General features: G+C 74.2%; 21 protein-coding genes. 2 read left to right on the forward strand and 19 right to left on the reverse strand.

The window, feature by feature from the left end; genetic code table 11:
- Nucleotides 1–54 precede the first annotated feature (54 nt).
- The 8 genes from ABZ939_RS31755 to ABZ939_RS31790 form a co-directional block, all read right to left on the reverse strand.
- On the reverse strand, nt 55–1,275 hold the full coding sequence (locus ABZ939_RS31755; RefSeq protein WP_361862884.1) for a cytochrome P450: 1,221 nt from the start codon (nt 1,273–1,275) through the stop codon (nt 55–57).
- Complete coding sequence (locus ABZ939_RS31760) at nt 1,272–2,444, reverse strand: acyltransferase (protein WP_361862887.1); 1,173 nt, start codon at nt 2,442–2,444, stop codon at nt 1,272–1,274. The genes ABZ939_RS31755 and ABZ939_RS31760 overlap by 4 nt, the downstream gene beginning before the upstream one ends.
- A 100-nt stretch (nt 2,445–2,544) precedes the next feature.
- Nucleotides 2,545–4,293 carry an ABC transporter ATP-binding protein gene (locus ABZ939_RS31765; protein ID WP_361862890.1) on the reverse strand — a complete coding sequence of 583 codons (1,749 nt, stop codon included), beginning with the start codon at nt 4,291–4,293 and terminating at the stop codon, nt 2,545–2,547.
- Entirely contained in the window at nt 4,290–5,114 is an 825-nt protein-coding gene (locus ABZ939_RS31770; protein WP_361862893.1) for an ABC transporter permease, read from the reverse strand. The genes ABZ939_RS31765 and ABZ939_RS31770 overlap by 4 nt, the downstream gene beginning before the upstream one ends.
- Nucleotides 5,111–6,061: an ABC transporter permease gene (locus ABZ939_RS31775; RefSeq protein WP_361862896.1), complete on the reverse strand. Its 951-nt coding sequence runs from the start codon at nt 6,059–6,061 to the stop codon at nt 5,111–5,113. Before ABZ939_RS31775 ends, ABZ939_RS31770 begins: the two co-directional genes overlap by 4 nt.
- Nucleotides 6,061–7,698: an ABC transporter substrate-binding protein gene (locus ABZ939_RS31780; protein WP_361862899.1), complete on the reverse strand. Its 1,638-nt coding sequence runs from the start codon at nt 7,696–7,698 to the stop codon at nt 6,061–6,063. Before ABZ939_RS31780 ends, ABZ939_RS31775 begins: the two co-directional genes overlap by 1 nt.
- A 55-nt stretch (nt 7,699–7,753) precedes the next feature.
- Nucleotides 7,754–8,809 (reverse strand): LLM class flavin-dependent oxidoreductase, encoded by a 1,056-nt coding sequence (locus ABZ939_RS31785; RefSeq protein ID WP_361862902.1) that lies wholly within the window; start codon nt 8,807–8,809, stop codon nt 7,754–7,756.
- Between the two features lie 369 nt (nt 8,810–9,178).
- Nucleotides 9,179–10,648 carry a DHA2 family efflux MFS transporter permease subunit gene (locus tag ABZ939_RS31790; protein WP_361862905.1) on the reverse strand — a complete coding sequence of 490 codons (1,470 nt, stop codon included), beginning with the start codon at nt 10,646–10,648 and terminating at the stop codon, nt 9,179–9,181.
- Between the two features lie 79 nt (nt 10,649–10,727).
- Here ABZ939_RS31790 and ABZ939_RS31795 point away from each other — a divergent pair, with 79 nt between their 5' ends.
- On the forward strand, nt 10,728–11,426 hold the full coding sequence (locus ABZ939_RS31795; RefSeq protein ID WP_361862908.1) for a TetR/AcrR family transcriptional regulator: 699 nt from the start codon (nt 10,728–10,730) through the stop codon (nt 11,424–11,426).
- On the opposite strand, the gene ABZ939_RS31800 is transcribed toward ABZ939_RS31795, so the two are convergent.
- From ABZ939_RS31800 to ABZ939_RS31835, 8 genes are all read right to left on the reverse strand, one after another.
- The gene (locus tag ABZ939_RS31800) at nt 11,416–11,916 is read right to left on the reverse strand and encodes a flavin reductase family protein (protein WP_361862910.1); all 501 of its coding nucleotides are present in this window, start codon (nt 11,914–11,916) and stop codon (nt 11,416–11,418) included. The two genes, ABZ939_RS31795 and ABZ939_RS31800, sit on opposite strands and share 11 nt — an antisense overlap.
- Before the next feature lie 74 nt (nt 11,917–11,990).
- Nucleotides 11,991–13,094 carry an alpha/beta hydrolase gene (locus ABZ939_RS31805; protein WP_361862913.1) on the reverse strand — a complete coding sequence of 368 codons (1,104 nt, stop codon included), beginning with the start codon at nt 13,092–13,094 and terminating at the stop codon, nt 11,991–11,993.
- Nucleotides 13,091–13,876, reverse strand: a complete 786-nt coding sequence (locus ABZ939_RS31810; RefSeq protein ID WP_361862916.1) for a 2-oxo acid dehydrogenase subunit E2 — start codon at nt 13,874–13,876, stop codon at nt 13,091–13,093. Before ABZ939_RS31810 ends, ABZ939_RS31805 begins: the two co-directional genes overlap by 4 nt.
- Nucleotides 13,873–14,100 (reverse strand): acyl carrier protein, encoded by a 228-nt coding sequence (locus tag ABZ939_RS31815; protein WP_361862919.1) that lies wholly within the window; start codon nt 14,098–14,100, stop codon nt 13,873–13,875. The genes ABZ939_RS31810 and ABZ939_RS31815 overlap by 4 nt, the downstream gene beginning before the upstream one ends.
- The gene (locus tag ABZ939_RS31820) at nt 14,097–15,980 is read right to left on the reverse strand and encodes an HAD-IIIC family phosphatase (RefSeq protein ID WP_361862922.1); all 1,884 of its coding nucleotides are present in this window, start codon (nt 15,978–15,980) and stop codon (nt 14,097–14,099) included. Before ABZ939_RS31820 ends, ABZ939_RS31815 begins: the two co-directional genes overlap by 4 nt.
- A gap of 1 nt (nt 15,981) precedes the next feature.
- A complete protein-coding gene (locus ABZ939_RS31825; RefSeq protein WP_361862925.1) occupies nt 15,982–17,022 on the reverse strand; it encodes a 3-oxoacyl-ACP synthase III family protein in 1,041 nt (346 codons plus the stop codon).
- A 51-nt stretch (nt 17,023–17,073) separates the two neighbouring features.
- Nucleotides 17,074–17,478, reverse strand: coding sequence for a hypothetical protein (locus ABZ939_RS31830; protein ID WP_361862928.1), 405 nt, complete (start codon nt 17,476–17,478; stop codon nt 17,074–17,076).
- A 45-nt stretch (nt 17,479–17,523) separates the two neighbouring features.
- The gene (locus ABZ939_RS31835; RefSeq protein ID WP_361862930.1) at nt 17,524–20,175 is read right to left on the reverse strand and encodes a DUF6531 domain-containing protein; all 2,652 of its coding nucleotides are present in this window, start codon (nt 20,173–20,175) and stop codon (nt 17,524–17,526) included.
- A gap of 235 nt (nt 20,176–20,410) precedes the next feature.
- Between ABZ939_RS31835 and ABZ939_RS31840 the strand changes: the two genes are divergently transcribed.
- Nucleotides 20,411–23,251, forward strand: a complete 2,841-nt coding sequence (locus tag ABZ939_RS31840; RefSeq protein WP_361862933.1) for an AAA family ATPase — start codon at nt 20,411–20,413, stop codon at nt 23,249–23,251.
- Here the strand turns inward: ABZ939_RS31840 and ABZ939_RS31845 are convergent.
- Genes ABZ939_RS31845 through ABZ939_RS31855 form a run of 3 tightly spaced genes read right to left on the reverse strand, consistent with a single transcriptional unit; the run spans nt 23,188 to nt 25,513 of the window.
- On the reverse strand, nt 23,188–23,901 hold the full coding sequence (locus tag ABZ939_RS31845; RefSeq protein ID WP_361862936.1) for a 4'-phosphopantetheinyl transferase superfamily protein: 714 nt from the start codon (nt 23,899–23,901) through the stop codon (nt 23,188–23,190). The two genes, ABZ939_RS31840 and ABZ939_RS31845, sit on opposite strands and share 64 nt — an antisense overlap.
- The gene (locus ABZ939_RS31850) at nt 23,898–24,752 is read right to left on the reverse strand and encodes a metallophosphoesterase (protein WP_361862939.1); all 855 of its coding nucleotides are present in this window, start codon (nt 24,750–24,752) and stop codon (nt 23,898–23,900) included. The genes ABZ939_RS31845 and ABZ939_RS31850 overlap by 4 nt, the downstream gene beginning before the upstream one ends.
- Nucleotides 24,749–25,513 (reverse strand): alpha/beta fold hydrolase, encoded by a 765-nt coding sequence (locus tag ABZ939_RS31855; RefSeq protein ID WP_361862942.1) that lies wholly within the window; start codon nt 25,511–25,513, stop codon nt 24,749–24,751. The genes ABZ939_RS31850 and ABZ939_RS31855 overlap by 4 nt, the downstream gene beginning before the upstream one ends.
- Nucleotide 25,514 lies beyond the last annotated feature (1 nt).

Here is a 25,514-nt window from a genome sequence, read left to right on the forward strand (position 1 = left end):
CAGGTCCCTTCTGCAATGCCGTTGACCGCGGTGCGACCGCGATCCGCGGTCCTTTCACCAGGTGACGGGCAGTTCCCAGATGCCCTGCACGCCGCCCGGCTCCTTGAGCGGCAGCGCGCCCGCCGGCACGGCGAGGCGCAGCCCCGGCAGCCGGTGGAACAGGGTGGACAGGGCGATCTCCATCTCGGCGCGGGCGAGGTTCTGGCCGATGCACTGGTGCACGCCGTGGCCGAAGGAGATGTGGTGGCGCGCGCCGCGCGCCACGTCGAAGGCGTCCGCGCCCGGGAAGGCGTCGTCGTCCCGGTTGGCGGTCGAGATCACCACGATCACCCCGTCGCCCGCCCTGATCCGATGGCCGGCGAGCTCGGTGTCGACCGTGGCGAACCGGGCCACGCCGTCGGCGATGGCCATGTAGCGCAGCAGCTCCTCGACCGTCGTCGGCAGCAGGGCGGCGTCGGCCCGCAGCGCGGCCAGCTGCTCGGGGTGCTGCAGCAGGGTCAGTACCCCGAGCGCGATCGCGCTGGCGGTGGTCTCGTGCCCGGCGACGAGCAGCAGCAGCGCGATGTCGACCAGGTCGCGGTGCGAGAGGTGCCCGGGCACGAGCTGCTCGGCGATCAGCGTGTCCAGGAGGCCGTCGCCGGGCTCCTGTTCCTTGCGCCGGATCAACCCGTCCAGATAGGAGCTCAGCTGGGCGAAGGCGTCGGTGCTGTCCTCCAGGGTGGTCGTGCCGGTCACCACACGGCGCGACTGCTGCTCGAAGAAGGCGTGATCCGTGTACGGGACGCCGAGCAGCTCGCAGATGACGATGGACGGCACCGGCAGCGCGAAGTCCGGCACCAGGTCGGCCGTCGGGCCCTTGGCCTCGATCGCGTCGATCAGCTCGTCGACCAGCCGCTGGATTCCCGGCCTGAGCGCGTTCACCTTCTTCACTGTGAACGTGGAGAGCAGCATGCGCCGCTGCACCGTGTGCTCCGGCGGGTCCATGCCGATGAAGTTGCGGACCTTGCGGGCCGCCTCGAAGCGCGGCGCGGTGGCCGGGTAGTGCGGGTGGACGCGGTCGGAGGAGAAGGTGGCGGCGTCGAGCAGCACCTTGCGGGCCTCCTCGTGGCCGCTGACCGCCCACACGCGGCGGCCGTTGTACAGCTCGACGAGGGACACCGGCCCCTCGGCGCGGTAGCTGTCGTAGCCGGCCGGGGGCTGGAAGGGGCAGCTGCGGGCCTGGGGATAGGCGGGCGGGGCCGCGGCCGTCCCCGTCGTCCCGGTCGTCTCGGTCATTCCTTGGCCTCCAGGGTGGCGGTGTGCGGCACGGCCGCCGGAACGGGTGCGAGCGGTGCGGGCCGGGGCGAGCCGAGCAGCCGGACGAGCGGCGTCTCCACCCAGCGGAACAGGACGTACGCCAGTGCCAGGGAGACCAGCAGCGCCGCCGCCAGCAGGCCGGCTCCGGCGCCCGCGGGCAGGTCGTGACCGGCGATCAGCCATCGGTGGCCGTACGACACGACCAGGCCGTGCACCATGTAGAACGCGAAGGAGAGCTCCCCGAGCCGGACCAGGACCCGGCCGCGCAGCGGCGACGGCTCACCGCGCTCGTCTGCCAGCGCGGCGGCGGCCACCAGCGGGGTCAGCCACAGCGCGGCCGTGCCGGCGACCCCGTACAGATACGGGACCAGCGAGTTGACGACGTATCCGGCGACGGCGAGCAGCCCGGCCGGCAGCAGGCCGAACCGCGGCCAGGCCCCGGCGAGCACCAGACGGGCGGCGACCATGCCGAGGACGAACTCCAGGGCGCGGACCGGCGGGAAGAAGTAGACGAACCAGATCTGCTCGAAGGACAGCGTGCCGTCGTCGATGAACGGCAGCGGGGTCCCGGTGACGGCGTACTGTCCGACGACCGGAGCGAGCACCGTGAACGCGCCGAGTGCGGCGGCGAGCGGCCACAGCCGGGCGATCGGCACCCGGTCGAGCAGGCGCAGCAGGAACGGGAAGCTCAGGTAGAAGAACAGCTCCACCGACAGCGACCAGCTCACCGCGTTCATCGTGTTGGGCACGGTGATGTCGGGGAACCAGGCCTGGAGCAGGAAGAGATTGGCCAGCGTGCCCTTGGTGGTGAAGGGATCGGCGGCGATCAGCATCAGCACGGCCGCGAGCACGAAGGTCACCAGGTGGTTGGGGTAGATCTTGGCCAGCCGGCGGCGCCAGATCCGCGGCGCGGTGTCGTCGGCCCGCGCCGACCAGGTCAGCACGAAGCCGCTGAGCACGAAGAAGAAACTGACGCCGTAGAACCCGGCGTTGGCGAACGCGTCACCGAGCGCCTCGCCGCCGGACCCGGTGACGTACCTGGTCTGCCAGGTGGTGTGGAAGGCGAAGACGAGCAGCGCCGCGACGAACCTCAGTCCCGTGAGGGACGGGAGTCTCGACGTGCGCGGGGTGGCTGGTGGGCGAGGCATGGACGCTGACCTCCGGCTGGACGGGATGGGGCACGCGTAGGGGCTGTCCGACCCTGATCCGCCGGACAGCCCTACGCTGGCAGCGCCCTGTTGGCCGGATCTAAAGCCGCTCTTGTGCCGGACCGACCCCGCCGGCCGTGCCCGCCCCGCGGTCCGGCACGGCCCGCGCCCGCGTCGGCACCGCCGCCAGCAAGGTCTGGGTGTACGCGTGGGAGGGCGCCGCGAAGACCTGCTCCACCGGGCCGGACTCCACGATCCGGCCGTCCTTCATCACCATCACCCGTGCGCAGACCTCCCGGACCACCGCCAGGTCGTGCGAGATGAACAGCATCGCCAGACCGAGCGAGTCCTGCAGCTCCCGCAGCAGGTCCAGAACCTGCGCCTGCACGGACACGTCGAGAGCCGACACCGGCTCGTCGCACACCAGCAGCCGCGGCCCGGGAGCCAGGGCCCGGGCGATCGCCACCCGCTGCCGCTGCCCGCCGGACAGAGCCGACGGCCGTCGCGCCAGATGCTCCCCGGACAGCCCCACCTGTTCCAGCAGCTTCAGCGTCCGCGTCCGTCGTTCCGGGCGCCGCACGCCGGACGCGGCCAGCCCCTCGCCGACGATCCGCTCCACGCTCCAGCGCGGATCGAAGGCGCTGAGCGGATCCTGCGGCACCAGTTGCACGTCGCCGCGGCGGGGGCGCCGCTCCCGCTCGGGCGCCGCGCTCCACTCCCGGCCCGCCAGCAGTACGTCCCCGGCGTCGGGCACCGAGAGGCCCAGCACCAGCCGGGCAAGCGTGGACTTGCCGGACCCGGACTCGCCGACCAGGCCCAGCGACTCGCCGGGTCGCAGCGCGAACGATACGCCGGCCACGGCGGTGCGCCGGCCGCCGCGAGCCCCGGCGAACTCCTTCACCAGATCGCGGGCCACCAGCAGCGGTTCGCCCGCGGTGACGGCGGTGGGCGCGGGCCGTCGCCGGCTGCCCGGCACGGCCGCGAGGAGCGCCCGGGTGTAGGCATGCCGCGGCTGCTCCAGCACGTCCCGCACCGGGCCCGACTCGACGATCCGGCCGTCCTTCATCACCGCCACCCGGTCGGCCAGCGCCTCGACCACCGCCAGGTCGTGACTGATCAGCAGCAGCCCGGTGCCGCCCGCCTTCAACTCCCCGAGCAGAGCGAGGATCCGGGCCTGCACGGAGGCGTCCAGGGCGGTGGTCGGCTCGTCCGCGACGATCACGCCCGGGTCCGCGGCCAGGGCTGAGGCGATCAGCGCCCGCTGACGCAGCCCGCCGGACAACTGGTGGACGTGGCTCGCCGCGCGCTCGGCCGGCTCCGGTACCCCGACCCGCCGAAGCAGCTCCAGCACCCGCGGGCCGGCCTGCTGCCGGGGCACGAGACGGTGGGTCAGCAGCGGTTCGGCGATCTCCTTGCCCACCGGCCGCAGCGGGTCGAGCGCCACCAGCGCGTCCTGCGCCACCAGGCCGATCCGCCGACCCCGTATCCCGCGCCACTCGCGGTCGCCGAACTCCCGCGCGTCCTGCCCGAACAGCCGCAGTCGCGCCGCGCCCACCGAGGCGGTGGGCCCGGCAAGCCCGAGCAGGCTGCGGGCCAGGGCACTCTTGCCGGACCCGGACTCGCCGACCAGGGCCAGGCAGCGGCCGGCTGCCAGCTCGAGCGACGCGCCGCGCACGGCGTGCACCTGTCCGGGACCGCTGCCGAACCGGACGTCCAGCTCGGTCACCTCGATCAGCGGCCCGTCGTGCGCCGGAGCGTCCACCTCGGGCCGGTCCGGCGCGGCCGACGCGCGGACACCTGTCCGCCACGCCCTGGCGGTCCGTACGCCGGTCTCGCGTACACCGGTCATGAGAAGGCCCGCCCTTCGGCTCGGTTCTGCGCGTGGCGACCCACCACCGTGACCGCGAGGACCGTGCACAGCAGCAGCAGTCCGGGGAAGAGGGCGATCCACCACGCCTGATCCAGGAAGCCCTGGCCCTCGGTGAGCATCGCGCCCCACTCGGGGGTCGGCGGCTGTGCCCCGAGCCCCAGGTAACTCAGCGCCGAGCCGGTGGAGATGGCCGCGCCGAGGGTCACCGTGGCCAGCACCAGCAGCGGACCGAGCGTGTTCGGCAGCACGTGCCGGACCACGATCAGCGGGCGCGGCACGCCGAGGGCGACCGCCGATTCCACGTACCCGGAGCGGCGCACGACCAGGGCCTGCGCGCGCACCACCCGGGCGAACCCGGGGGCCGTACCGACGGCCACCGCGATCGTCGTCCCGACGACCCCCTTGCCGGCCACCAACACCACAAGGAGCGCGAGCAGCAGCCCGGGCAGGGCGAGCAGCGCGTCGGCCGTGCGCATCAGCAGCGCGTCCCCGATCCGCCCGGACAGAGCGGCGGCAAGCCCCCACACGACCGCGACCGCGACGCCCGCGCCGGTCGCGGCCGCGCCGATGGCCAGCGAGTAGCGTGTGCCGTGCACCACCCGGGCGTACACGTCCCGGCCCAGCTGGTCGGTGCCGAACCAGTGCGCGCCGTCCGGCGGGCGCAGCGCGTTCAGCGGATCGGTGTCGACGGCGCCGACCCCGGTGAACAGCCCCGGCGCGAGCGCCGCGAGCAGGATCAGGGCGAGCCCGGCCCCGGCCACCCACACGGACGGCCGGACGCCGCGGATCCCGGCGCTCATGCGGCCACCACCCCGGTGCCCTTCCGCAGCCGCGGATCCACCACCACGTACAGCACCTCCACCAGCGCGCCGATCACCACGAAGGCGACCGCCGACAGCGCCACCACGCCCTGGACCACCGGAAGGTCCCGGCCGCCGACCGCCTGCAGCGCGACCCGGCCGATGCCGGCGCGGGCGAACACGTTCTCCACCACCACGGCCCCTCCGAGCAGCGAGCCGGTGAACCAGCCCGCCAGCGTCAGCGCGGGCAGCGCGGCATGACGCAGCGCGTGCCGGGACCGTACGGCGGGCTCGTGCAGCCCGCGCGCCCGGGCGGTGAGCACGAAAGGCTGCTCCAGCGCGTCGAGGAGTCCCTCGCGCATCACCTGGGTGAGCACCGCCGTGATCGGCAGCGCCAGCGTCAGCACGGGCAGCACCAGCGAGCGGCCGTCTCCGCTGTCGGAGACCGGGAACCAGCCCAGCCGGAACGAGAACACCGTCAGCAGCATGATCCCCAGCCAGAACGACGGGGTGGACACCACCACCAGCTCGACGAACGCCGACACCCGGCGGGGCCAGCGGGCCCGCCCGGTGGTCAGCAGGGTCACCGCGACCGACAGCACCAGCGCCACCACCGTGGCGTACAGCGCCAGTTCGAGCGTCGGCCCGAGCTGGTCCGCCAGCACCCGGGTCACCGGCTGCTGGAGCTGGTACGAATCGCCCAGGTCGCCGGTGGCGAGCCGGCCGACGTGCTTCGCGTACTGGACGACGAGCGGCTCGTCGAGCCCGTAGCGGTGCCGCAGCTCCTCCCGCTGCCCGGCGTCGAGCAGCGCGTGGGAGCCGACCACCGCGTCGACCGGGTCGCCCGGCACGAGTTGCAGCACCACGAAGGCCAGCGTGGCGGCGCCCCACACGACCAGGGCGGCCGCGCCCAGCCGGGCGGCGAGGTACCGGACGACCCCCGGCATCAGCGGGCCTCGACCCAGGCGCCGTAGAACTCCGGCCAGCCCGAGATCGACTGGCGCAGCCCGTGCACCTTCTTGTTCACGGCCACCGTGGACTGCTCGACGTAGGCGGGCACCACCGCGGCCTGGTCCAGCGTCCAGCGCTGCACCTTGGCGTAGAGCGCGGCGCGCTTCTCGCCGTCCGGCGCGGCCTGGGCCTCCTTGAGCCAGCCGTCGACCTGCGGGTCGGCGACGCGGGCGAAGTTGTGCCCGCCGCCCGCGGAGGTCTCGGTGGACAGGAAGAAGTGGCTCAGAATGTCGCCGTCGGCGCGCGCCCAGGACGTCTCGACCACGTCGTACCGGCCGGAGTCCAGCCGGCCGGAGACCTCGGCCGCGTCGGTGGAGGCGGGCAGGTCCAGCTTGATGCCGGCCTTCTTCAGGTCGCCCTGCACCGCCTGCGAGAACAGGCTGGCCTTGCCGTAGACGGGCGCGACGACGGTGAGCACCTTGCCGCCCTTGGTGCGGTAACCCTCGGCGTTCCGCCCCGTCCAGCCCGCCTCGTCGAGCAGCTTCGCGGCCTGCTGCGGATCGTGCGGCCAGCTCTTCTCCAGCGAGGCGTCGTAGCTGTCCGGGGTGGTGGGGGAGAGGATGCTCCAGGCCCGGGCGCCGGTGCCCTGGAAGACCGAGCCGACCACCGCGTCGAGGTCGATGGCGAGCTTGAACGCCCGGCGGACCCGGACGTCGGAGAAGAGCGGACCGCGGGTGTTGAGGTAGAAGGCGTCGACCGCGCCGGGCACGGCCTTGGTGGTCAGGGAAAGCCGGGAGTCGCGCTTGACCACGCCTGCCTGCTGCGGCGGGACCGCGCCGGCCGCCTCGACCTGACCGGACGTCAGGGCGCCGACCCGGGTGGCGTCCTCGGTGATGAAGCGCAGTGTGAAGGAGTCCAGCCGGGCCGGGCCGGTGTGGCCCGCGCCCTCGGGGGCCCAGGCGTAGCCGGCGTTCCTGGTGTAGCCGCGCTGCTGGCCGCGCGTGTACGCGCCGGCCTTGAAGGGGCCGCTGCCCACCGAGGCGTTGCCGGCGCAGAGCTTGTCGGCGCCGGACGCGAGCGAGGCGGGCGCCGCGATGCCCAGGTAGGTCGTGCTGGCGGCCTGGAGGAACGGGGCGTAGGGGCGGCTGAAGCGCACCTCGACCTCGGTCGGGCTCTTCACCGTGGCGCCCGAGTACGGGCCGAGCAGCCCCGCCGCGTACTGCGACTGGGTCTTCTTGTCGGTGATGTGGTCGAGGTTGGCCTTGACGGCCGCCGCGTCCAGTTTGCTGCCGTCGTGGAAGGTGACGTCGTCGCGGAGGGTGAAGGTGTACGACGTGCCGTTCCCGCCGACCTTCCAGGACTTCGCCAGCCAGGGCTTCAGCTCGCCCTCGGGGGTCTGGTAGACCAGCGAGTCGAAGACCGGCCGCTGGACGAACGCGGTGACGTCCTGCGCGCTGGTGTGCGGGTCCCAGCAGTCCGGCTCGCTGTCCGTGGCGTAGACGAGCTTCCCGCCGTTCACCGGCTTGGCGTCGGCTGCCGGAACGGCGCCCCCGCCCGCGGAGCAGGCGGGGACGGCGGCGAGGACGAGGGCGGACAACAGGACGGCTCTGGGGGCCGGACGGCGCGAGTGCATGACGTTCTCCGTGCGATCGACGAGTGCGGGGCCGGGGCCACTGTCGCGGCCGGGGCTAAAGCCGGACTGAACCCTCGTCGGCGCCCGGGACGGGTACCCGCGTGCCGGCGGCCGCCCGTGCCAGCAGTTCGAAGGAGCGCAGCCGCTCCTCCTGGCCGTGCACCACCGTCAGGGCCATCACCTCGTCCGCGCCCGTACGCGCGAGCAGATCGGCGAGCTTGTCCCGGACCGTGTCCGGCGAACCGACCAGCTGGGGTTCGAGGAGCTCGTCGAGGAAGGCCCGCTCGGCGCCGCCGTACGTGTGCGCGGCGGCCGTGCGGGCGGACGGGAAGGCGTCGAAGCGCCGGACCGTCCGCATCCTTATCTTGCCGAGCAGGTAGGGCGAGGCGACCGTGCGGGCGTCCCGATCGGTGTCGGCGACGGTGGCCAGGACCGACACGAGGGTGCGCGGCCGGTCCAGGTGGGCAGAGGGCCGGAACGCCTCGCGGTAGCGCTCCAGGGCGAAGGCCGTGGCGTGCGGGTTGATCTGGTGGGCGAACGCGTACGGCAGGCCGAGCGTGCCCGCGGCCGCGGCGCTGGCCGGGCTGGAGCCGAGCACCCACAGCTCGGGACGGCCGTCGGCGGCCGGCACTGCGGTGATGCCGGAGGCGGAGTTGGCGGGGGCGAAGTAGCCGTTCAGCTCGGCGATCTGGAGCAGGAAGTCGTCCTCGCCCCGCTCCGGCGAGCGGCGCAGGGCGCGCGCGGTGACCGGGTCGGTGCCGGGGGCACGGCCCAGGCCCAGGTCGACGCGGCCGGTGTGCAGGGCCTCCAGGGTGCCGAACTGCTCGGCGACCACCAGCGGGGCGTGGTTGGGCAGCAGCACGCCGCCGGAGCCGACCCGCAGGGTGCTGGTGGCGGCGGCCAGCCGACCGATGAGGACAGCGGGCGCGGAGGTGGCCAGGCTGGGGGTGTTGTGGTGTTCGGCGACCCAGTAGCGGTGGTAGCCGAGGGACTCGAGACGCGGGGCGAGCGCCACGGTGTCGCGCAGGGCGGCGGTGGCGGAGCCGTCCTCGAATACCGGGACGACATCGAGCACGGAGAGCGGGACCGGGGCGTGGCCGGCGGTGGTCATGGGGTCCTCCTCGGGGAGGTGGTGACAGGACGGGGTACGGGACCGGCCGGGCGCCGCGACGGGGGTGGCACGGCGCCCGGCCGGAGTCGGGCGACGCCGGGGCCAGGGGCTGTCCGGCGGATAAGGCGCTGGGTCGGTCGGCGACTGGCACCGGCCGGGGCCGGGGCCTGTGTGTCGGACGAGGCTGGATCGACGACGCGGTGTGGCGGCCGGGGCCGGGGCCTGTGTCTCGGATGAGGCTGGATAGGTGACGAGAGTTCTCGGATGAGGCTGGATAGGTGACGGGTGTGGTGGCCGGGGCCGGGGCCTGACTTGGGGTCAGGCCGGTCGGCGACGGGCGTGGCCGGGGGCCAGGGCCTGTGTGTCGGATCAGGCCGGGTCGGCGACAGGTGTGGCCGGGGCGTCGGCCGTCGTGTCGGCCGGGGTCTCGGGGGCGCGCTGCGGCCGGCCCGGCAGCAGCAGTCCGGCGAGGAAGACGACCACGGCGGCCGCCACCGGCCACCAGAAGGCGTCGCCGAAGCTCTCGGTCGTCGGGGCGGCGTGCGCGCCGCCGCCCTGCAGGATCAGCGCGACGACGGCGATGCCGAGCGAGGCGCCGATCTGGTTCAGGATGAACACCGCGCCCGTCGCCCCGGCGACGGCCTCGCCGGGCACCGTCCGGTACACCGAGCTCATCGTCGGCGCGCCGACCAGGCCCATGCCGAATCCGGCGGCGAGCTGGGCGGCGGTGAGCAGCACCTGGGAGCTGTCGGCCCCGGAACCGGTGAAGACCAGCGCGCCCGCGCCGATCAGCAGGGCACCGGTCGGGACGAGGACGCGTGCGCCGAACCGGTCGGCCAGGTTGCCGGCCAGCGGCATGCCGATGAGGGTGCCGAGGCCGAGCGGCGCGAGCAGCAGCCCGGACTCCAGGACGGAGTTCCCGTGCACCTGCTGGTAGTACAGCGGAAGCAGGAACAGCAGCGAGAACAGGCCGCCGCCGAGCAGGAACATGGTGGTGACGCTGGCGGTGAATCCCTTGCCGGCGAAGAGCCGCAGGTCGAGCAGCGGGGTCTTGTCGGTGCGCAGGGCGTGCACGGCGTACGCGGCGAACAGCGCCACACCCACGGCGAGTCCGACGACGACGCGGGTGCTGCCGAAGCCGTGCGCGCCGGCCTGGGAGAGCGCGTACACCAGCGCGGCGAAACCGGGGGAGAGCAGGAACACGCCGAGGGCGTCGAGCGGGACCGGGTCGCCGCTCGGCGGCGGGTCGGCGGGCAGCACCTTGATCGCCAGGACGATGGCGGCGAGCGCGAACGGGATGTTCACCAGGAACAGCCACTCCCAGGACAGGTTGTCCAGGAGCAGACCGCCGACGATCGGGCCGACGACCGGGCCGAGGGTGATCGGCACGGAGATCAGGCCCATCACCCGGCCGATGCGCTCGGGACCGGCCGCGCCCGCGACCACGGTCATCATGATCGGGTCGATCATGCCGCCGCCGAGGCCCTGCAGGACCCGGAACGCGATCAGCGACTCGGCGTTCCAGGCGAAGGCCGCCAGCGTCGAGCCGATCAGGAAGACCGTGAGCCCGAGCAGCCACATGCGCTTGGCGCCGAAGCGGACCAGCGCCCAGCCTGCCAGCGGGATGGCCAGGGCGACCGCCAGCAGATAGCCGGTGGTGACCCATTCGATGGTGGCCAGCGTGACCGTGAACTCGCTGCTCAGGGTGGAGATTCCGACGTTGACGATCGTCGCGTCGAGGTAGGACATCATCCCGCCGAGCACCATCACGCCCAGCAGCGTGAGCAGCCCGGAATCGAGCCGGGCGGGCCCGCCCTCCGCCGTCTTCGTTGCAGACACGGCAACTCCTTTGAACCGTAGTGCCTATCAATTTGAACTGGGTAGTTAAATTTTGTGGCTGTGACGGTAGCATGGGCGCATGAGCGTTGGCGAGACCCCGAAGACGAGGACGGCCCCGGCGGACCGGGGCCGGATGGACAAGCGGCGGGCCATCGTGGAGGCGGCCCTGCGGGTCTTCGCACGCGTCGGCTACAGCCAGGCGAGCCTGGACCTGATCGCCACCGAGGCGGGGGTCGCGAAGCCCACGATCTACAACCACCTCGGCTCGAAGGAGAACCTCTTCCGGCATGTGATGACCGAGACCGCGGCCCGCTCCAACGCGAAGACCCTCGAGGTCCTGGACTCCTTCCCGACCGATCCCGGCGGGCTGCGCCCCGGCCTGGAGGACGTCGCCCACAAGCTCGTGGACTGCTACTGCGACGAGCAGTCGGAATCGGTCCGCCGGCTGCTGTACGCCGAGGCGCTCCGTTTCCCCGACCTCTTCGACGAGGTCCGCGCCAGTGGCCCCAACCAGTTCACCGACGCGCTGGCCGGCCGGCTCGCCCGGCTCGCCAACGCCGGACATCTGCGGATCGAGGACCCCGAGCGGGCCGCCAACCAGTTCATCGCCCTCGTCTACGAGGAGCTGCCGGGCCTGAGCGCGCTGGGCACCCGGCCGCTCGACCCCGAGCAGGTCCGGCGCATCGTCACCGCCGGTGTGGACACCTTCCTGCGCGCCTTCGCGGCCCCCGACCGGACCGCCGAGGGCTCCGGGACCGGACCGGCCGTCAGCGGCTGATCCGCTCGAACTCGCCCCGGAAGAACAGCAGCGGCTCCCCGTCCTGCGACGCGTCGAGGCGGAGCACCCGGGCGACCACGATCACATGGTCGCCCGCCCGATGCTCCGCCTCGATCGCGCACTCGAGCCAGGCCAGCGCCCCGTCAAGGACCGGGGCCCCGCCGGGGGACGCCGACCACGGCAGCCCCGCGAACTTGTCGCCGCCGCGCACCGCGAGCCGCGTCGCCGCCTCCCGCTGACCGGCCCCCAGGATGGAGATCCCGAACTGGCCGGCCGCCCGGATCCGCGGCCAGCTGGAGCTCGTGTGCGCGACGCAGAAGGAGACCAGCGGCGGGTCCAGGGACACCGAACAGAACGAGTTCGCGGCCAGCCCGGCCCGCTCGCCGGTCCGCGGGTCCCGCGCGGCGACCGCGACCACCCCGGTCGCGAACCGCCCCAGCACACTGCGCAGACATCGCTCACCGGACGGCACGGCCGTCGCCCCACTCACGCCCGCCCCCCTCACGCTCGCCCCACCGCTCACACCCGTCCCGCTCGCGGCCGCCCCGCCCATGCCCGCCCCGCTCACGCCCGCACCGCCGTGCGCGCCCGCGCCGGCGGCGCGTAGCGCAGCCGGGCGAACTCCCGGGTCAGCGCGATCCGTTCCTCGCGGTATCCGCCGCGCATCCGCAGCACCGACAGCAGCGTCCACAGCCGGGTCTGTGCGAAGAACCGTGGCGAACCGTGCACGTCGTCGTGCTCGAGGAGCCGCACCGAGCGCACCCGTTCGCGGAGCAGCCGCGCGTCCCCGGGCGGGATGATCTCGTCGCGCAGGCTGGTCACGTGAGCCACCGGGATGCGCAGCGCCGCCAGCTCCTCCGGCCCCAGCGCCCGGTCCGCGAGCAGCCCGTAGACCTCCCCGGGCGTGCTGCCCGCCAGGTGCGCGAGCGTGTCGGTGGTGACACGCGGCACCCCGCGCTGCCACCGGGCATCGGTGAAGAAGTCGTGCAGCGGCGTCCCGGCGCCGACCACGCCCCGGATCCGCTCGTCGGACAGGGCCGCCCGCAGGGCCAGATGACCGCTGAAGCTGAGCGCCAGCGCGTAGGTCCGCGCGGTGTCCGCCCGCCCCTCGACCGCGTCCAGGAGGCCGGAGAACATCCGGTGCGCGTCCGCGTCGTACGGCAGGGTGTTCTCGCCGACCTCGGGCATCTCGGTGACCAGTCCGGCGAAGCCCAGTCGGTCGAGCTGGAGCAGCACCGGGGCCCACTGCTCCTTGACCGACACGATACCCCCGGTCATCACCAGCAGCGGCCGGGGAGCCTCGGCGTCCAGGCCCACGGTCCAGCACCGCACGCGCCCCCCGGCCAGTTCGACGTCCAGCCGGCTGATCGCCGGGAATCCGGCCGCCCACTCGGCGAAGGACGCCGTACAGCGCTCCAGCGCCGTGGCCCGGGCCGCGCCGTCCACGAAGGGGAAGCGCGCCATGTTGTAGTGCACCGACGCCTCGAGCGGCTTGCCGGCGTCCGCCAGCCGGGCCGCCTCCGCGCTCCACTCGCGCACCCAGGAGCCGGGGGTGCCGTCCTCATCGTGCCGGATCCGGTCCAGCAGCGGATCGTACGTCTCGGGTGGCAGCCCCTGCGAACGGGTGTGCGCCACCACGAAGTTCTTCAGCTCGGCGATGTCGTTCATACGCTCTCCAGCGCCTCCTTCACCTCGGTCAGCACGTCGGCCGCCTCGGCGCCGTCGATGGCCCGGTGGTCGAACGCCAGGCTCAGCCGCAGCACCGGAGCGATCACGACCTGCCCGTCCCGGACGACCGGCCGGTCCAGGATCCGGCCCACCCCGAAGGTGGTGGTCGTACCGCCGACCGAGTGGAACGAGTCCACCGCCCGGTGCCCGAGCGAGGTCACCGAGAACGTTCCGGTCAGGTGCGGTCGCAGCGCCAGCGATCCGGCGGCCTTGCGGAACGTCCGCCGGCCCTCCGCCCAGGGCAGCCGGTGCAGCCTGCGGATGCCCTCGAAGTCCGCCAGTTCCTCCGGGTCCCCGTCCCGCACCCGGTCGATGTGCTTCTGGACGGTGGACAGTTCGGCGTCCTGGAGGTCAGGTACGACGGTCCCGAGGACCACCCGGCGGCCCTCCAGGGTCCGGTCCAGGGCGAGCTTGCCGTTGACGAACGGGTAGTGCGCGACGCGTGGCCGGCGCGGGCCGCCCTGGATCGCCGCGTTCGCGTCCGGGTGCGCGGCAAGGACCCGGCCGGCGGCCCGCAGTACGTACGCGGAGACCGCGTAGCGCACGCCCTCGCGCTCCGCCGCTGCGGCCCGGTGCGCCAGCACCCGGCTCATGTCCACCTCGGTGTCCAGGAAGACCGGCGCGAAGTCGCGCACGGCCTCCAGGAAGAACAGCGTGTGCCGGCGCTGCCGGGGCAGCGGCCCGCCCTCATCGGGCACCCGCGAGGCTTCCTCGTCGGTCACGGCCCCACCGCCAGCCGGTACAGCGCGTCCAGGCTCTCCGCCTCCAGTGCGTCGGCCAGCGACAGGGACCGCCCGGTCTCCCGTTCCAGGGCCGTGCACAGCGCCAGCAGGTGCACCGAGTCCCAGGACTCGACGGCGTCGAAGCCGCGATCGAGGTCCTCGGCGGTCACGGACAGGGCGAGCTCGTCCTGCAGCAGCAGGACGAAGTCCTCCACGGTCTTCACGGGGTACTTCCCTTCGGGGGCGCGGCGTCGAACCGGGCCGTGAGTCGGATGTGGTCCGCGGGTTCCGGAAGCGGGTCCAGGCCGTGCCGGAACGCCGCCGCGTCCGGGTGGGTGTCGACCTCGGCGAAGCCGGCGCGCGGATAGAAGTCGGCGACCTTGCCGTTCTTCGCGGTCCGCCGGTAGGCCGCGAGCACCTGCCCGGCACCGCTCTCCCGGGCCTCGCGAAGCACCGCCGCCAGCACCGTCGTCTCGATGCCGCGGGAGAACACCCGGCAGCTCAACAGGAAGTTGTCGATGTGCACGGTGTCGCCGTCGCGGCGCAGCAGCACCGCGCCGACCAGCCCGTTGTCCCCGAACCGGTCGGACGACGAGACGGCGAGCACCGAGGCGGCCGGATCCTCCGCGAGCGCCTGCACCTCGGCGGGCTGGAGCCGGCCGGTGGTGAGATTGAACTGATTGGTGCGCAAGGTCAGTTGGGACACCCGGCCGTACTGCTCGGGGGCCGCCGGAGCCAGCGTCACGGAGACTTCCAGCTCGCGCAGGTAGCCCTCCAGCGAGTCGAAGCCGTCCAGGAAGTCCTGCCGGGCCTGCTCCTGCCGGTAGCGGACCGGCCGCGCGACGTCCTCGGCGGTCAGCTCCCGCACGTCGAACCAGCCCTCGGCGAGCAGCCGCGGCACATGCAGCGCCGGCTCCTCGTCGACCTGCACCACGGCCACCCCGGGCAGCTCCCGGCGCACCAGGCCGCACTCGAAGGAGCTGTCGTCGACGAACACGACGCTGTCCACGCCCACGTTGAGCTCGCGGGCCAGCTCGGTCAGGTTGTCGTGCTTGGGGGCCCAGTTGGCCCGGATACGGACGAAGTCCTCCTCGCGCAGGGCAAGACCGGGATGCTCACGGAGCGTCTTGACCACCGGCTCCTGGTCGTTCTTGCTGACGGCCGCGAGCAGCACGCCCTGCGAGCCGAGCTGCGCGGCCACCCGCTGGAAGCGGCGGAACGCCTCGCCGCGGTAGCTCCCCTCCGTCTCGATGCCCTCGGGCCCGACCTCGCCGAGCACCCCGCCCCACACCGTGTTGTCGAGGTCCAGCGCCAGCACCTTCTTGCCGCCGCCGGCCGACTGCCGGGCCAGCTGGCCGACCTCGCGGGCGTAGCCGGCGAGCAGCGGTTCCGACAGATGCGCCTTCGCGTACACGCTCTGGCGCACGTCCCGCGCCGGCACGCCCTCGGCGAGCAGCGGATCGAGGTCGACCGTCACCACCCCGGGCCGCTCCTCGGCCAGCCGCAGCAGCCGGACGTTCGCCTCCCGCCACAGCGCGCCCAGCCGGGCCCGGGCCCGGCGGTCGATCAACTGCGCGGTCAACTCCCGCTGCAGCGGCAGGGTGTTGAGTACCAGAGTGCCGCCCGGGGCGGCGTCCGCGAAGACCGCGGCGGCCCGTTCGACCAGGGCCAGCTTCTCGTCCAGCACCCGCTCCACGTCCGTGACCCGCCACGGCGCCGGGAGCTCGTCGGCGACCACCGCCGGATCCAGCACGCACAGCGCGAACGCCGGCCCGGCCGCGTACAGGGAGCTGTCCGGGTCGACGAGGTCGAAGACCCAGCTGTCGAAGTCGGAGAGCCGTATCCGCGCCAGCAGTCCGTGCCGGGCGAACTCGGCGGTCAGCGAGGGGACGAGGGCCGACAGGGTGCCGTGCCCGGTCACCGTCACCAGCGGCGCCGGCACCGCCGGATGGGCGGCGAGCACGGTCTCGGGATCGAGCCGGGCGAGCAGCCGGCCGGAGCGGACCAGCTCCTCCTCCGGCAGGTGGGCCAGCAGCGCCGCGACGTCCGGATAGCGTTCGGCGAGCAGGCCCGCCCGGTGCAGGTCGCTCAGGGACTCCACCATCTCAGTTCCCCTCCAGAGCGAAACCGGACTTGATCCACTTGCTGGACTCGATGGAGATGCCGACCGCCCGCCTCCCCGGCCCGAGCCGGCCGGCGAGGGCCCGCTCCAGCTGGAGGAAGACGATCGCGTTGCCGCTGTTGCCGGCCTCGTCCACGACGGAGACGTCCTCGGCGGTCGGCAGCGCCAGCCGCTTGGAGATCAGGCTCGTCATCCGGCCGGACAACTGCGGCGGCAGCAGCAAGTCCACGTCGTGCGGCTGCCAGCCGGCTCCGGCCAGCAGTTCCGTCAGCACCTCCTCGGCGAGCGCGGGTACGTGTTCCTCGATGGCCTTGTAGTCCTCCGTCGCGGCCGGCCGGTCCGGATCCCGGTCCCGGTCGGCCGGACCGAACCACTCCAGGACCGCCCCGGGCTCCCGGCCCAGGCCGACCAGGCGGGTGAACAGCGCCCGCACCCGGGCCGAGCCGGGACCCGGCTCGACGCCGAGGACGGCGGCCCCGGCCGCGTCGCCGAACAGCACGTAGTTGACCAGCTCGGAGGGCGCGGTCTTCTTCAGGTCCACCGTCACGTCGTAGAACCGGGCGATCACGTCCCCGCCGAGCACCAGCACCCGGCGGCCGTCGCCGCTCAGCAGGATCTGCCGGGCCACGTCGAGCGCCTGTACGGCCCCGGAGCAGCCGGACTGCAGCTGGAAGGAACGGACCTGGTCGATGCCCAGCCGGTCCGCGACGATGTTCACCGTGGCCGGCATCAGCCGGTCCGGGGTGGCCGTGCCCAGCACCACCGCGTCCACGTCCGAGGCCGTCAGGCCGGCCGCGTCCAGTGCGCGCCGGCCCGCCCGCTCGGCCAGGTCGGCCAGCGAACTCGTGATCCGCCCGGACTCCAGATCCAGCGCCAGATGGCGGGATCTGGTGCCGATGAACGCCTCGACCCACTGCTCCCACAGCGGATCCATGCCGAACCGCCGGGCCAGCGCGGCGTTGTCCACGGCGGGTCCCGGCAGCGCGGACGCCGCCGAGAGGATGTGTACGTCCCGACCGGTCATCAGTGCCTACTCGCCTTCTCCTCGTGTTCTCTCCCGGTACCTGCCGCGGGCTCAGTCGGACAGCAGGATCCGGGCCTCGGCGGACGCCCGGACGCCGGTCATCCGCCAGGTGCGGAAGCCGGTCAGGCCCGCGTAGCGGCCGCCCGTCCCGGTGGCCGGGTAGTACACCCACTCGCTGGTGCGCACGTCGTTGAAGTCGGCCCAGCCCTCGGCGTGGATCGTGCCGTCGTCGAGGGTGATGTCCTCGGTGTAGTAGGTCAGCAGGCCGCCGTCGCCCGGGCGCACGTACTCGATCCGGAACGAGCCGTGCGAAGTGCCGATCAGCTTGCCCGACTCGTCGAACAGCTCGTCGTCGAAGGTGCCGGTCTGCCCGACCTGCGGATCCGCGACCTCCACGTCGTCGACCACCTTGACGACGATCTCCTTGGGCACGCGGATCACGATCTGGTCTGCCATGGTGCGGTTCCTCTCGGTAGGGGGTGGAGCGGGTGTCGTGGAGGGTCAGAGCGTCGGGGACGGCAGCGCCCCGGCGATCAGCGGCGGCCGGTCCGGAGCAGCGCCGGGCCCGGTGAAGGCGTCGGCGTGCGTGGCCGTCCCCGTCGCGTCGCCGGGGAACGGGGAGAAGCCGTCCGTGGTCGGGAAGAAGCCGCTCGGCGACGGGAAGAACACGTCCGTCGCGGACTCGCCGGTCCGGGTCAGCACCGCCCAGAAGCTGCCGCGCGTCCAGGTCCCGGTGTTGAGCGGGTCGTTGTCGGCGAAGGTGTACGGCGCGTACTGCCGACCGGTCGGATCGGGCTGGGTGAAGCGGCCCCAGAACCCGTTGTAGAGGTGGTGGTCGAGGACGTGTGCGCTGCGCAGCAGCTGGTACGCGCCCCGGTAGCGGAACGGATTGGCGGCCGCCGCCGCACCGGTCGCCGTGACCGCCCCGTGCGGGGTGTACCGGTACCGGGCGGCGAGCCCGCCCTGCTCGTCGAGGAGCGCCAGCACCGAGCCCTGATGGTCCGTCACGGCCCAGTACCGCCGCCCGTCCGCGGTGAGGACGGCGAGCAGGGCGCCGTCCGGAGTGCGGACGAAGTCCGTGGGCGTCCCGTCGTCGGCGACCCGCACCACGCCCAGATGGCTGTGGGTCAGGACGTGGGTGACGGTGCGTCCGTCGACCGTGGTCTCGGTGATCCGCCGCGGTGTCTCGTGACCGAGCCCGTCGTAGGTGATGTCCACCACCCGCTGTCCGCCGAACACCCCCGTCAGCGTCTGTCCGGTGGGGCTGTACGCGAAGGAGCCGGTGGGGTTCTCCTCCTCGGTGAAGTTGCCCGCCCCGTCGTACGCGAACGTGGTCTCCCCGAACCGGGTCACCTGGCCGGCGGAGTTGAGGGTGAACCGCACCTCGCCCAGGCGCACCAGGTGGTTCGCCTCGTCGTACGCGTACTCCACCTCGCCCGCCCGCACCAGGCGCCCCAGCGTGTCGTAGCCGTAGCCGGTGAACTCCCCGTCGACCACGGTGTGCCGCAGGGCGCCGGTGTCCGCGCCGCCGCCCGTGCTGTACCCGTACTCCACGGCGAGCAGGACGTTTCCGGCGGTGTCGCGCACCGTCAGCGAGGTGGGCCTACCCGAGGCGTCGCGGCCGATCTCCTGGACGGCCGGGCCGAAGTCCACCGAGGTCAGCCGGCCTGCCGCGTCATGGGTCAGCACGGCGGTGTCGCCCGCCGGGCTGGTGACGGAGGCCGGCCGGCCGGCCGCGTCGTGCGCGTAGCGGGTCGTGCCGCCGGGCGTGGTCAGCGAGACCGGCAGGCCCTCGGCGTCGTACCCGGCGCGGATCTCCTCCGTGCCTTGGCCGTCGGTCCGGACGGCCCTGCTCAGCCGCGACCCGCCCGCGGTGCGGACCCAGTCGAAGGCGTACGACCAGCCGGGACCGGACTTGCGGACCGGCCGGCCCAGACCGTCGCGGCTCAGCGCGAGCAGCGTCTCCCCACTGTCCTCGTCGCTGACGCCGGCCGGGCGACCCAGGGCGTCGTGGAGCCGCCCGAGAGTGCGGCCGTCGCCGGAGGTCACGGCCGTGATCCGGGACAGCGCGTCGTGGCGGAAAGCGGTGCCGCCCAGCGGCTCGGGCGGTACGACGTGCGTAAGGTTGCCCGCGGCGTCGTGGCGGAAGGCGGTGGTGGCCCCGTTGCCGTCGGTGAACTCCGTGATCCTGCCGTGCCCGGGGTGGTACGTCCGGGAGTCCAGCGGCGCAGCGCGGCCCGCGACCCGGGTGCGCACCACCCGGCCCGCGGCGTCCCGTTCGAGCAGCAGCTCGTGCCCGGCCGGGCTCCGCAGCGTGCTGGGCAGACCGGGGTGGGCGGGATCGCCGTACGCCGCCGAGAACTCCCCGGACGTCGGCAGCCGCAGCGCGACAGGCCGGCCCTGGTCGTCGTAGCGGCGCAGCAGCGTGCCGCCGGCCGCGTCGGTCGAGCGGGTGGGCCGGCCCGCACCGTCCCACTCCTGGCGTGCGGTACGGCCCAGCGCGTCGGTCACCGCGGTCGGCCGCCCGGCCGTGTCGAAGGCGTATACGGTCCGCCCCCCGGTCGGGCCGGTCACGGTGGTGCGCCCCCGGGCGTATCCGAAGCCGATCCCCACCGGGCCGTCCGGGCCGGTCCAGCCCACCCGGGCGACCCGGCCGTCACCGGTGTGGGCGAGCTCCACGGGGCCGTCGTGCGGCGGCGTGATCCGGGTCAGGCGGCCCGCGTCGTCCCAGTCGTACTCGGTGACGGCGCCGCCCGCGTCCTCGTCGCGGATCAGCCGGCCGACCGCGTCGTAGCCGAACGCGGCGACCTGGGCGCCCGAGGGATCGAGCAGCTTGGTGAACCGGCCCTCGCCGTCCCGGTGCAGCGTGGTCACCCGGCCCTGGGAGTCGGTGAAGCCCAGGGGGTCGTCGCCGGTCCCGGCGGTCGCGCCGCCGGCCGAGACGGACCAGCCAGGCCCGAACCCCTCATCGGCGGTGGAACCGCCGCGGAACTCGCGGATCAACCGCAGATGGCGGCCGGTCCCGGCGATCACCAGGTCGAGCCGGCGCAGCACCGGCTGCCCGGATGCCAGGTCGACGAGCAGTTCCGTCCGGTCCCCGATCGGCACGCGGCGTACGGCGCGGTCGGCGACGGGCTCCCCAAGCGTGGGCACGGGCGACTCCTCAGGCGGGTGTCCGGAGAGCCGGCACGGCAGGACGCCGCCCGGCGGGAGTCAGGCTCACGCCGGGCTCTAAAGCTCGCCTAAGGCCGTGCCGGGCGATCGCCCCGGCCCCCCGGTTCGACACCATGAACCTTCTGTTACAGGCGACTTGACCGCGAGAACCGTCTCCTAGGCTGTGTCCGGAAACGATTTCGATTCCGGGCCGCCGCTGGGAAGGAGACGCACCGTGACCACCATCGCCGCCGTCGGAAACCCCCCGCTCACCACGGTCCGCACCACCGAACTCGCCTGTCTGACAAGGATCCTGGACGCCGCGCGGGACGGACGGTCCGCAGTGGCCGAGATCGCCGCGGACCCGGGCAGCGGCAAGTCCCGGCTACTCACCGCCCTGACCCGGCAGGCCGAGCGCCGTGGCGTCCGGGTACTGCGCAGCCGCTGCGCGGAGGCCGAAGCGGGCGTCGCCCACGGCCCCTTCGTCCATGCCTTCTCCACCTGGCAGGACCAGGACGCCACCGGCGCGGCCACGCCGCCGACGGCCGCGCTGCTGAGCCTGCTCGCACAGGGGCCGGGACCCGACGCCCGCCGCGGGGCCGGGGGCCGCTGCCACTACTACGCCGAGGCGCGCCGGCTGATCGGCGCCTGCCTGACCGCCGCCCCCGGCGGGCTGCTGCTCATCCTCGACGACTACCACTGGGCGGACCCGGGCACCGCCGAACTCCTCGGCACCCTGATCCACTGGCCCGTCCCCGGTGGCCTGGCCGTCGCGGTCGCCCACCGCCCCCGCCAAATCCCCGCCGCCGTCCGCGCACCCCTGCACGAGGGCGTCGAGCAGGGGCTCGTCGACCTCGTCGACCTGCCCGCCCTCGACCTCGCGCAGAGCGCCGCCGTGCTGCGCACCACGCCCGACGCCCCCGGCCTCGCGCGGCTGCGGGAACGCGCCGGGGGAGTCCCGCTGTACCTGCTCGCCCTCGCCGAGGAGGAGCAGCAAGCCACCGGAGCCGGGCCGGTTCCCGCGGCCAGCGGGTTCGCCGTGCACCTGCACGCCGAGCTCGAACCGCTCGACGAGACCTCCCTGACCGTCGTCCGGGCGGCGGCCGTCCTCGGCGACACCTTCACCGTCGACACCGTGGCCGAGGTCGCCGCGGTGAGCCGGGCCCGCGGCTGCGCGATCCTGGGCGAACTACGCCGCCGCGACCTGGTGCGGCCCACCAACCAGCCCGGACTCCTGACCCTCCGTCACCCCCTACTGCGCCAGGTCCTGTACGAGGCGACCGACGCCTGCTGGCGGGCGGGCGCGCACGGCCGGGCCCTGACGTGCCTGCGCGCGCTGGGCGCCCCCGCCACCGAACTGGCCCCGCACATCGAGCGGGCCGGCTCCGGGATCGGCGACGCCGACCGGCGCGACCTCGGCACGGCCGCGCGCTTCGCCCTCCACCTGAGCCGGCCGGCCGCCGCCGCGCACTGGCTGACGGTCGCGATCCGGCTCGACCGCGCCGCGCACGCCGCGGACGGTGGAGGCGGAAGCGGTCACGAGGACGCGAGCGACAACGCACCGGCCGCCGCGGAGGCCGACGAACCCGTCACCGAGGAGCTGTGGCGATCGGTGGTCCAGCACCTGGCCGCGGCCGGCGACGCGGACCGGGTCGTCCGGCTGGTCCGGGAGATCCTCGCAGGCCCCGCCGCCCGGACCGGCGCGGACCGGCCCGGCATCGTGGCCTACCTGTCCGCCGTCCTCGCCGCCCTCGGCCGGGACGAGGACGCCCAGGGCCTGATCGCCGCGGAACTCTCCGCCGAACCCGGCCCGGCCCCGGAGGCGGCGGCCCAGCTCCAGCTGCGCCGGCACGTCTCCAAGGTGCTGGCCGGACAGGTGCCCGCCCGCGCCGACGTCGAGCGGCTGGTCCGCCTCACGGCGGGCGCGGGTCCGGTCGCCGAGGCCGGCGCGCTCACGCTGCGCGGACTGTGCGCGGTCGTCGCCGGCGACACGTGCGCCGCCGAATGGGCGCTGGTGGCCGCCGCCCAGACCATCGACGAACTGGACGACAGCGGCCCGGCCGACGAGCCGGAGAGCACCCTGCTGCTCCTGCTGAGCTGGGCCGAGGCCCTCATGGGCTGGTACGGGCCGGCGCACGGCCACGCGGAGCGCGCGCTGTCCGCCGTACGGGCCAGGGGCGACGCCCATCTGCTCGCGCCGCTCCTGGACACCCTCGGCTACGTCCACTACCAGTCCGGCCGTATGCCGGACGCGCTGACGGCGGCGCAGGAGTGCCGTGACGTGGCCAAGGCGGCCGGCCGCAGCGACCACGTCGGCCTCTCGGACGCCATCACCGAGGCGGCCTGGGCGCAGCTGGGCCGCCGCAACCCCTCGGCGCGGCTCACCCGTCCGGTGGGCGGGGACCCGCTGGAATCCCCGCGGACCCCGCTCAACGCACTGCTCCAGGCCGAGGCCCACCTCGCGGCCGGCGACGGCGAGGCCGCGTTCGCGCTGCTGCTGCCGCGCCGGGAGGCCTGGCGGGTCTCCGAACCGGTCGCGGTGCTCGCCGCCCGCGGCTACGAGCTGCTCGCGGCAGCCGCCGTCACGGCGGGTCTCGAGACGGTCGGGATGTCCGCGGAGGTCGTCGAGGAGTGGGCGGCGCACTCGGCGGACGCGGCCGCCGCCGTGGGGATCGCCGAGCAGCGCGGGCATGCGCTGATGGCCCGCGGCCACGCCCTGCTGAGCAGACGGCAGAACGCCGAGGCGGCCCGGGTGTACGCGGAGGCCGTCGACCTGCTCGGGGCGGAGAGCCCGGCCGGGGCCCGGGCACGGGAGCTGGCGCGGGAGCTCGACCGGCCCGCCCGCGCCGCCTCCGCGCGCGAGGCGGACACGGGACCGGAGGGCGCGTTCGCGGACCTCACGCTGCGGGAGAAGGAGGTCGCGGCGCTTGCCGGGGAGGGCTGCAAGACCAAGGAGATCGCCCTGCGGCTGACGGTGAGCCCGCGCACCGTCGATGCCCATCTGACCCGGATCTACAGCAAGTTGGGGGTGAACTCGCGGGCCGAGCTGGCCCGGCTGATGGCGCTGGCCGGCTGAGGGAGTGCGATCGCGGTCGCCAGTAGGCCGTGCCGTGCCGCCCAGCGGCCGTGGAAGGCGCGCAGCTCCCGCCCGTCGACGAGCGGGCCGGGTACCAGCAGGTCGGCCCGGAAGGTCCCGCGCCAGGGGTCGAGCCGGAGGTCGGCCTCGTGGAAGTCGAGGAGCCGCGCGGTCAGCGGGAACCACGCCTTGTACACGGCCTCCTTGGCGCTGAACAGGAGCCGGTCCCAGTGGATGTGCGGGCGCAGCGCGGCGAGTTCGCGGACCCGGTCCCGCTCGCGCGGCAGCGAGACGGTGTCGAGCATGCCGCGCGGCAGCGGCTCGTCGGGCTCCGCGTCCACACCGAGGGCCGCGGCCTCGTGGGAGCGGGCCACCACGGCCGCGCGGTAGCCCCGGCAGTGGGTCATGCTGCCCACCACGCCGTCCGGCCAGCCCGGCGCCCCGCGCTCGCCGGGAAGCAACGGCCGGTAGGGTACGCCGAGTTCGCCCAGGGCGCGGGCGGCGCAGTGGCGCACGGAGGTGAACTCGCGGCGTCGTGACGGGACCGCTCGCGCGATCACCGCCTCCTCGGCCGGGTGCAGCCGGGCATCGGGCGGATCGCCGTACACCTCGGCGGACGAGGCCCAGGACGGCAGCAGGTCGCGTATCACGCTCGCTCCTTGGGAAGGTCGGGGCGGCCGGCCAGGATCAGCCGGGGGCCGGGCGGACGGTCGCCGCGGCGGCGCCACTCGCGCGGGTAGCCCACCGACACCTCCTCGAACCGGACGCCGTCGTGCCAGGTCGTCCGGGGGATGTGCAGATGGCCGTAGACCACTGCCGTGGCACGGAACCGCAGGTGCCAGTCGGCCGTCGCCTCGGTCCCGCACCACAGTGCGAAGTCGGGATGGCGCAGCACCCGGGTCGGTTCGCGGACCAGGGGGAAGTGGTTCACCAGCACGGTGCGGACGTCGGGCCCGAGGGCGGAGAGACGCTTCTCGGTCTCGGCAAGCCGGGCCCGGCACCACGCGGCCGCGTCCGGGTACGGCTCCGGGTGGATCAGGCTCTCGTCGGCGCACACCACACCGTGCTCGGCGGCCAGGTCCAGGGCCTCCCGGGCGGTCCGCACGCCGGGCTGCCGGAACGAGTAGTCGTACAGCAGGAACAGCGGGACCACGGTCACCGGACCGCCGGGCCCCTGCCACACCGGGTACGGGTCCTCCGGCGTGACGACCCCGAGCGCGCGGCAGGTGTCGACCAGGCGCTCGTAGCGGGCCACGCCGCGCAGGGTCGACGGATCACGCGGATGCGACCACAGCTCGTGGTTGCCGGGCGCCCAGACGACCTTGGCGAACCGCCGGCTGAGCAGCCGCAGGGCGGCCTCGACGTCGGACAGGATCTCGCCCACGTCCCCGGCCAGCAGCAGCCAGTCGTCCTCGTGCCGGGGCCGCAGGGCGTCGAGGGCGGCGCCGTTCTCTCCGTAGGCCACGTGCAGATCGCTGAGGGCCAGCAGACTGCCGCTCATGCGCGCAGTGGCAGCGGGCCGGCGACCAGGCCGGTGACCACGTCGGCGACGTCGGCCAGGTGGTCGGTGAGGAAGAAGTGCCCGCCGGTGAAGACCCGCAGGGCGAACGGGCCGGTGGTGTGCGCGCCCCAGGCGGCGACCTCGTCCGGCGCCGCCTCGGTGTCGCGGTCCCCGGTGAGCCCGACCACGGGGCAGGACAGCGGGGGACCGGGGGTCGGGACGTATCCGGCCAGTGCCCCGTAGTCGGCACGCAGCACCGGCAGGACCAGCTCACGCATCTCCGGGTCGTCGAGCAGACCGGGGCCGGTGCCGCCCAGGGCGCGCACCTTCGCCAGCAGGGCCCGGTCGTCGCCGAGCCGGTCCGCTCCGGTCCGGTGCCGGGAGGGCGCCGGACGACCGGAGACCAGCAGGGCGGCCGGGCCCCCGCCAGGGGCCCGTGCGAGACGGACGGCCACCTCGTACGCGAGCGACGCCCCCATGCTGTGCCCCAGGAACAGCCGGGGGCGGGCGCCCGGCGGGGACAGCACGGCCGCGATCCGGTCGGCCAGGAGATGGAGATCGCCGACCGGCTCCTCGCGGTGCCGCTCCTGACGCCCCGGGTACTGCACGGCCACCACCTCGACGGCCGGCGTCAGCAGCCGGGACAGGGCGAACCAGTAGGCCGCCGAGCCGCCCGCGTGCGGGAAGCACACCAGTTCGGCCGAGGCGTCGGGGGACGGATGGAACCGCCGCAGCCAGGTGTCCTCTTCCTGCCGGGCCATC

Source organism: Streptomyces sp. NPDC046712 (assembly GCF_040645695.1).
In the GTDB taxonomy this organism is placed as follows: domain Bacteria; phylum Actinomycetota; class Actinomycetes; order Streptomycetales; family Streptomycetaceae; genus Streptomyces.

What these genes read in the sequence shown, in the direction of transcription:
- ABZ939_RS31755 (WP_361862884.1), bottom strand. Translation starts at nt 1,275, where the DNA reads ATGACCGAGACGACCGGGACGACGGGGACGGCCGCGGCCCCGCCCGCC.
- ABZ939_RS31760 (WP_361862887.1), bottom strand. Translation starts at nt 2,444, where the DNA reads ATGCCTCGCCCACCAGCCACCCCGCGCACGTCGAGACTCCCGTCCCTC.
- ABZ939_RS31765 (WP_361862890.1), bottom strand. Translation starts at nt 4,293, where the DNA reads ATGACCGGTGTACGCGAGACCGGCGTACGGACCGCCAGGGCGTGGCGG.
- ABZ939_RS31770 (WP_361862893.1), bottom strand. Translation starts at nt 5,114, where the DNA reads ATGAGCGCCGGGATCCGCGGCGTCCGGCCGTCCGTGTGGGTGGCCGGG.
- ABZ939_RS31775 (WP_361862896.1), bottom strand. Translation starts at nt 6,061, where the DNA reads ATGCCGGGGGTCGTCCGGTACCTCGCCGCCCGGCTGGGCGCGGCCGCC.
- ABZ939_RS31780 (WP_361862899.1), bottom strand. Translation starts at nt 7,698, where the DNA reads ATGCACTCGCGCCGTCCGGCCCCCAGAGCCGTCCTGTTGTCCGCCCTC.
- ABZ939_RS31785 (WP_361862902.1), bottom strand. Translation starts at nt 8,809, where the DNA reads ATGACCACCGCCGGCCACGCCCCGGTCCCGCTCTCCGTGCTCGATGTC.
- ABZ939_RS31795 (WP_361862908.1), top strand. Translation starts at nt 10,728, where the DNA reads ATGAGCGTTGGCGAGACCCCGAAGACGAGGACGGCCCCGGCGGACCGG.
- ABZ939_RS31805 (WP_361862913.1), bottom strand. Translation starts at nt 13,094, where the DNA reads ATGAACGACATCGCCGAGCTGAAGAACTTCGTGGTGGCGCACACCCGT.
- ABZ939_RS31820 (WP_361862922.1), bottom strand. Translation starts at nt 15,980, where the DNA reads ATGGTGGAGTCCCTGAGCGACCTGCACCGGGCGGGCCTGCTCGCCGAA.
- ABZ939_RS31825 (WP_361862925.1), bottom strand. Translation starts at nt 17,022, where the DNA reads ATGACCGGTCGGGACGTACACATCCTCTCGGCGGCGTCCGCGCTGCCG.
- ABZ939_RS31830 (WP_361862928.1), bottom strand. Translation starts at nt 17,478, where the DNA reads ATGGCAGACCAGATCGTGATCCGCGTGCCCAAGGAGATCGTCGTCAAG.
- ABZ939_RS31850 (WP_361862939.1), bottom strand. Translation starts at nt 24,752, where the DNA reads ATGAGCGGCAGTCTGCTGGCCCTCAGCGATCTGCACGTGGCCTACGGA.
- ABZ939_RS31855 (WP_361862942.1), bottom strand. Translation starts at nt 25,513, where the DNA reads ATGGCCCGGCAGGAAGAGGACACCTGGCTGCGGCGGTTCCATCCGTCC.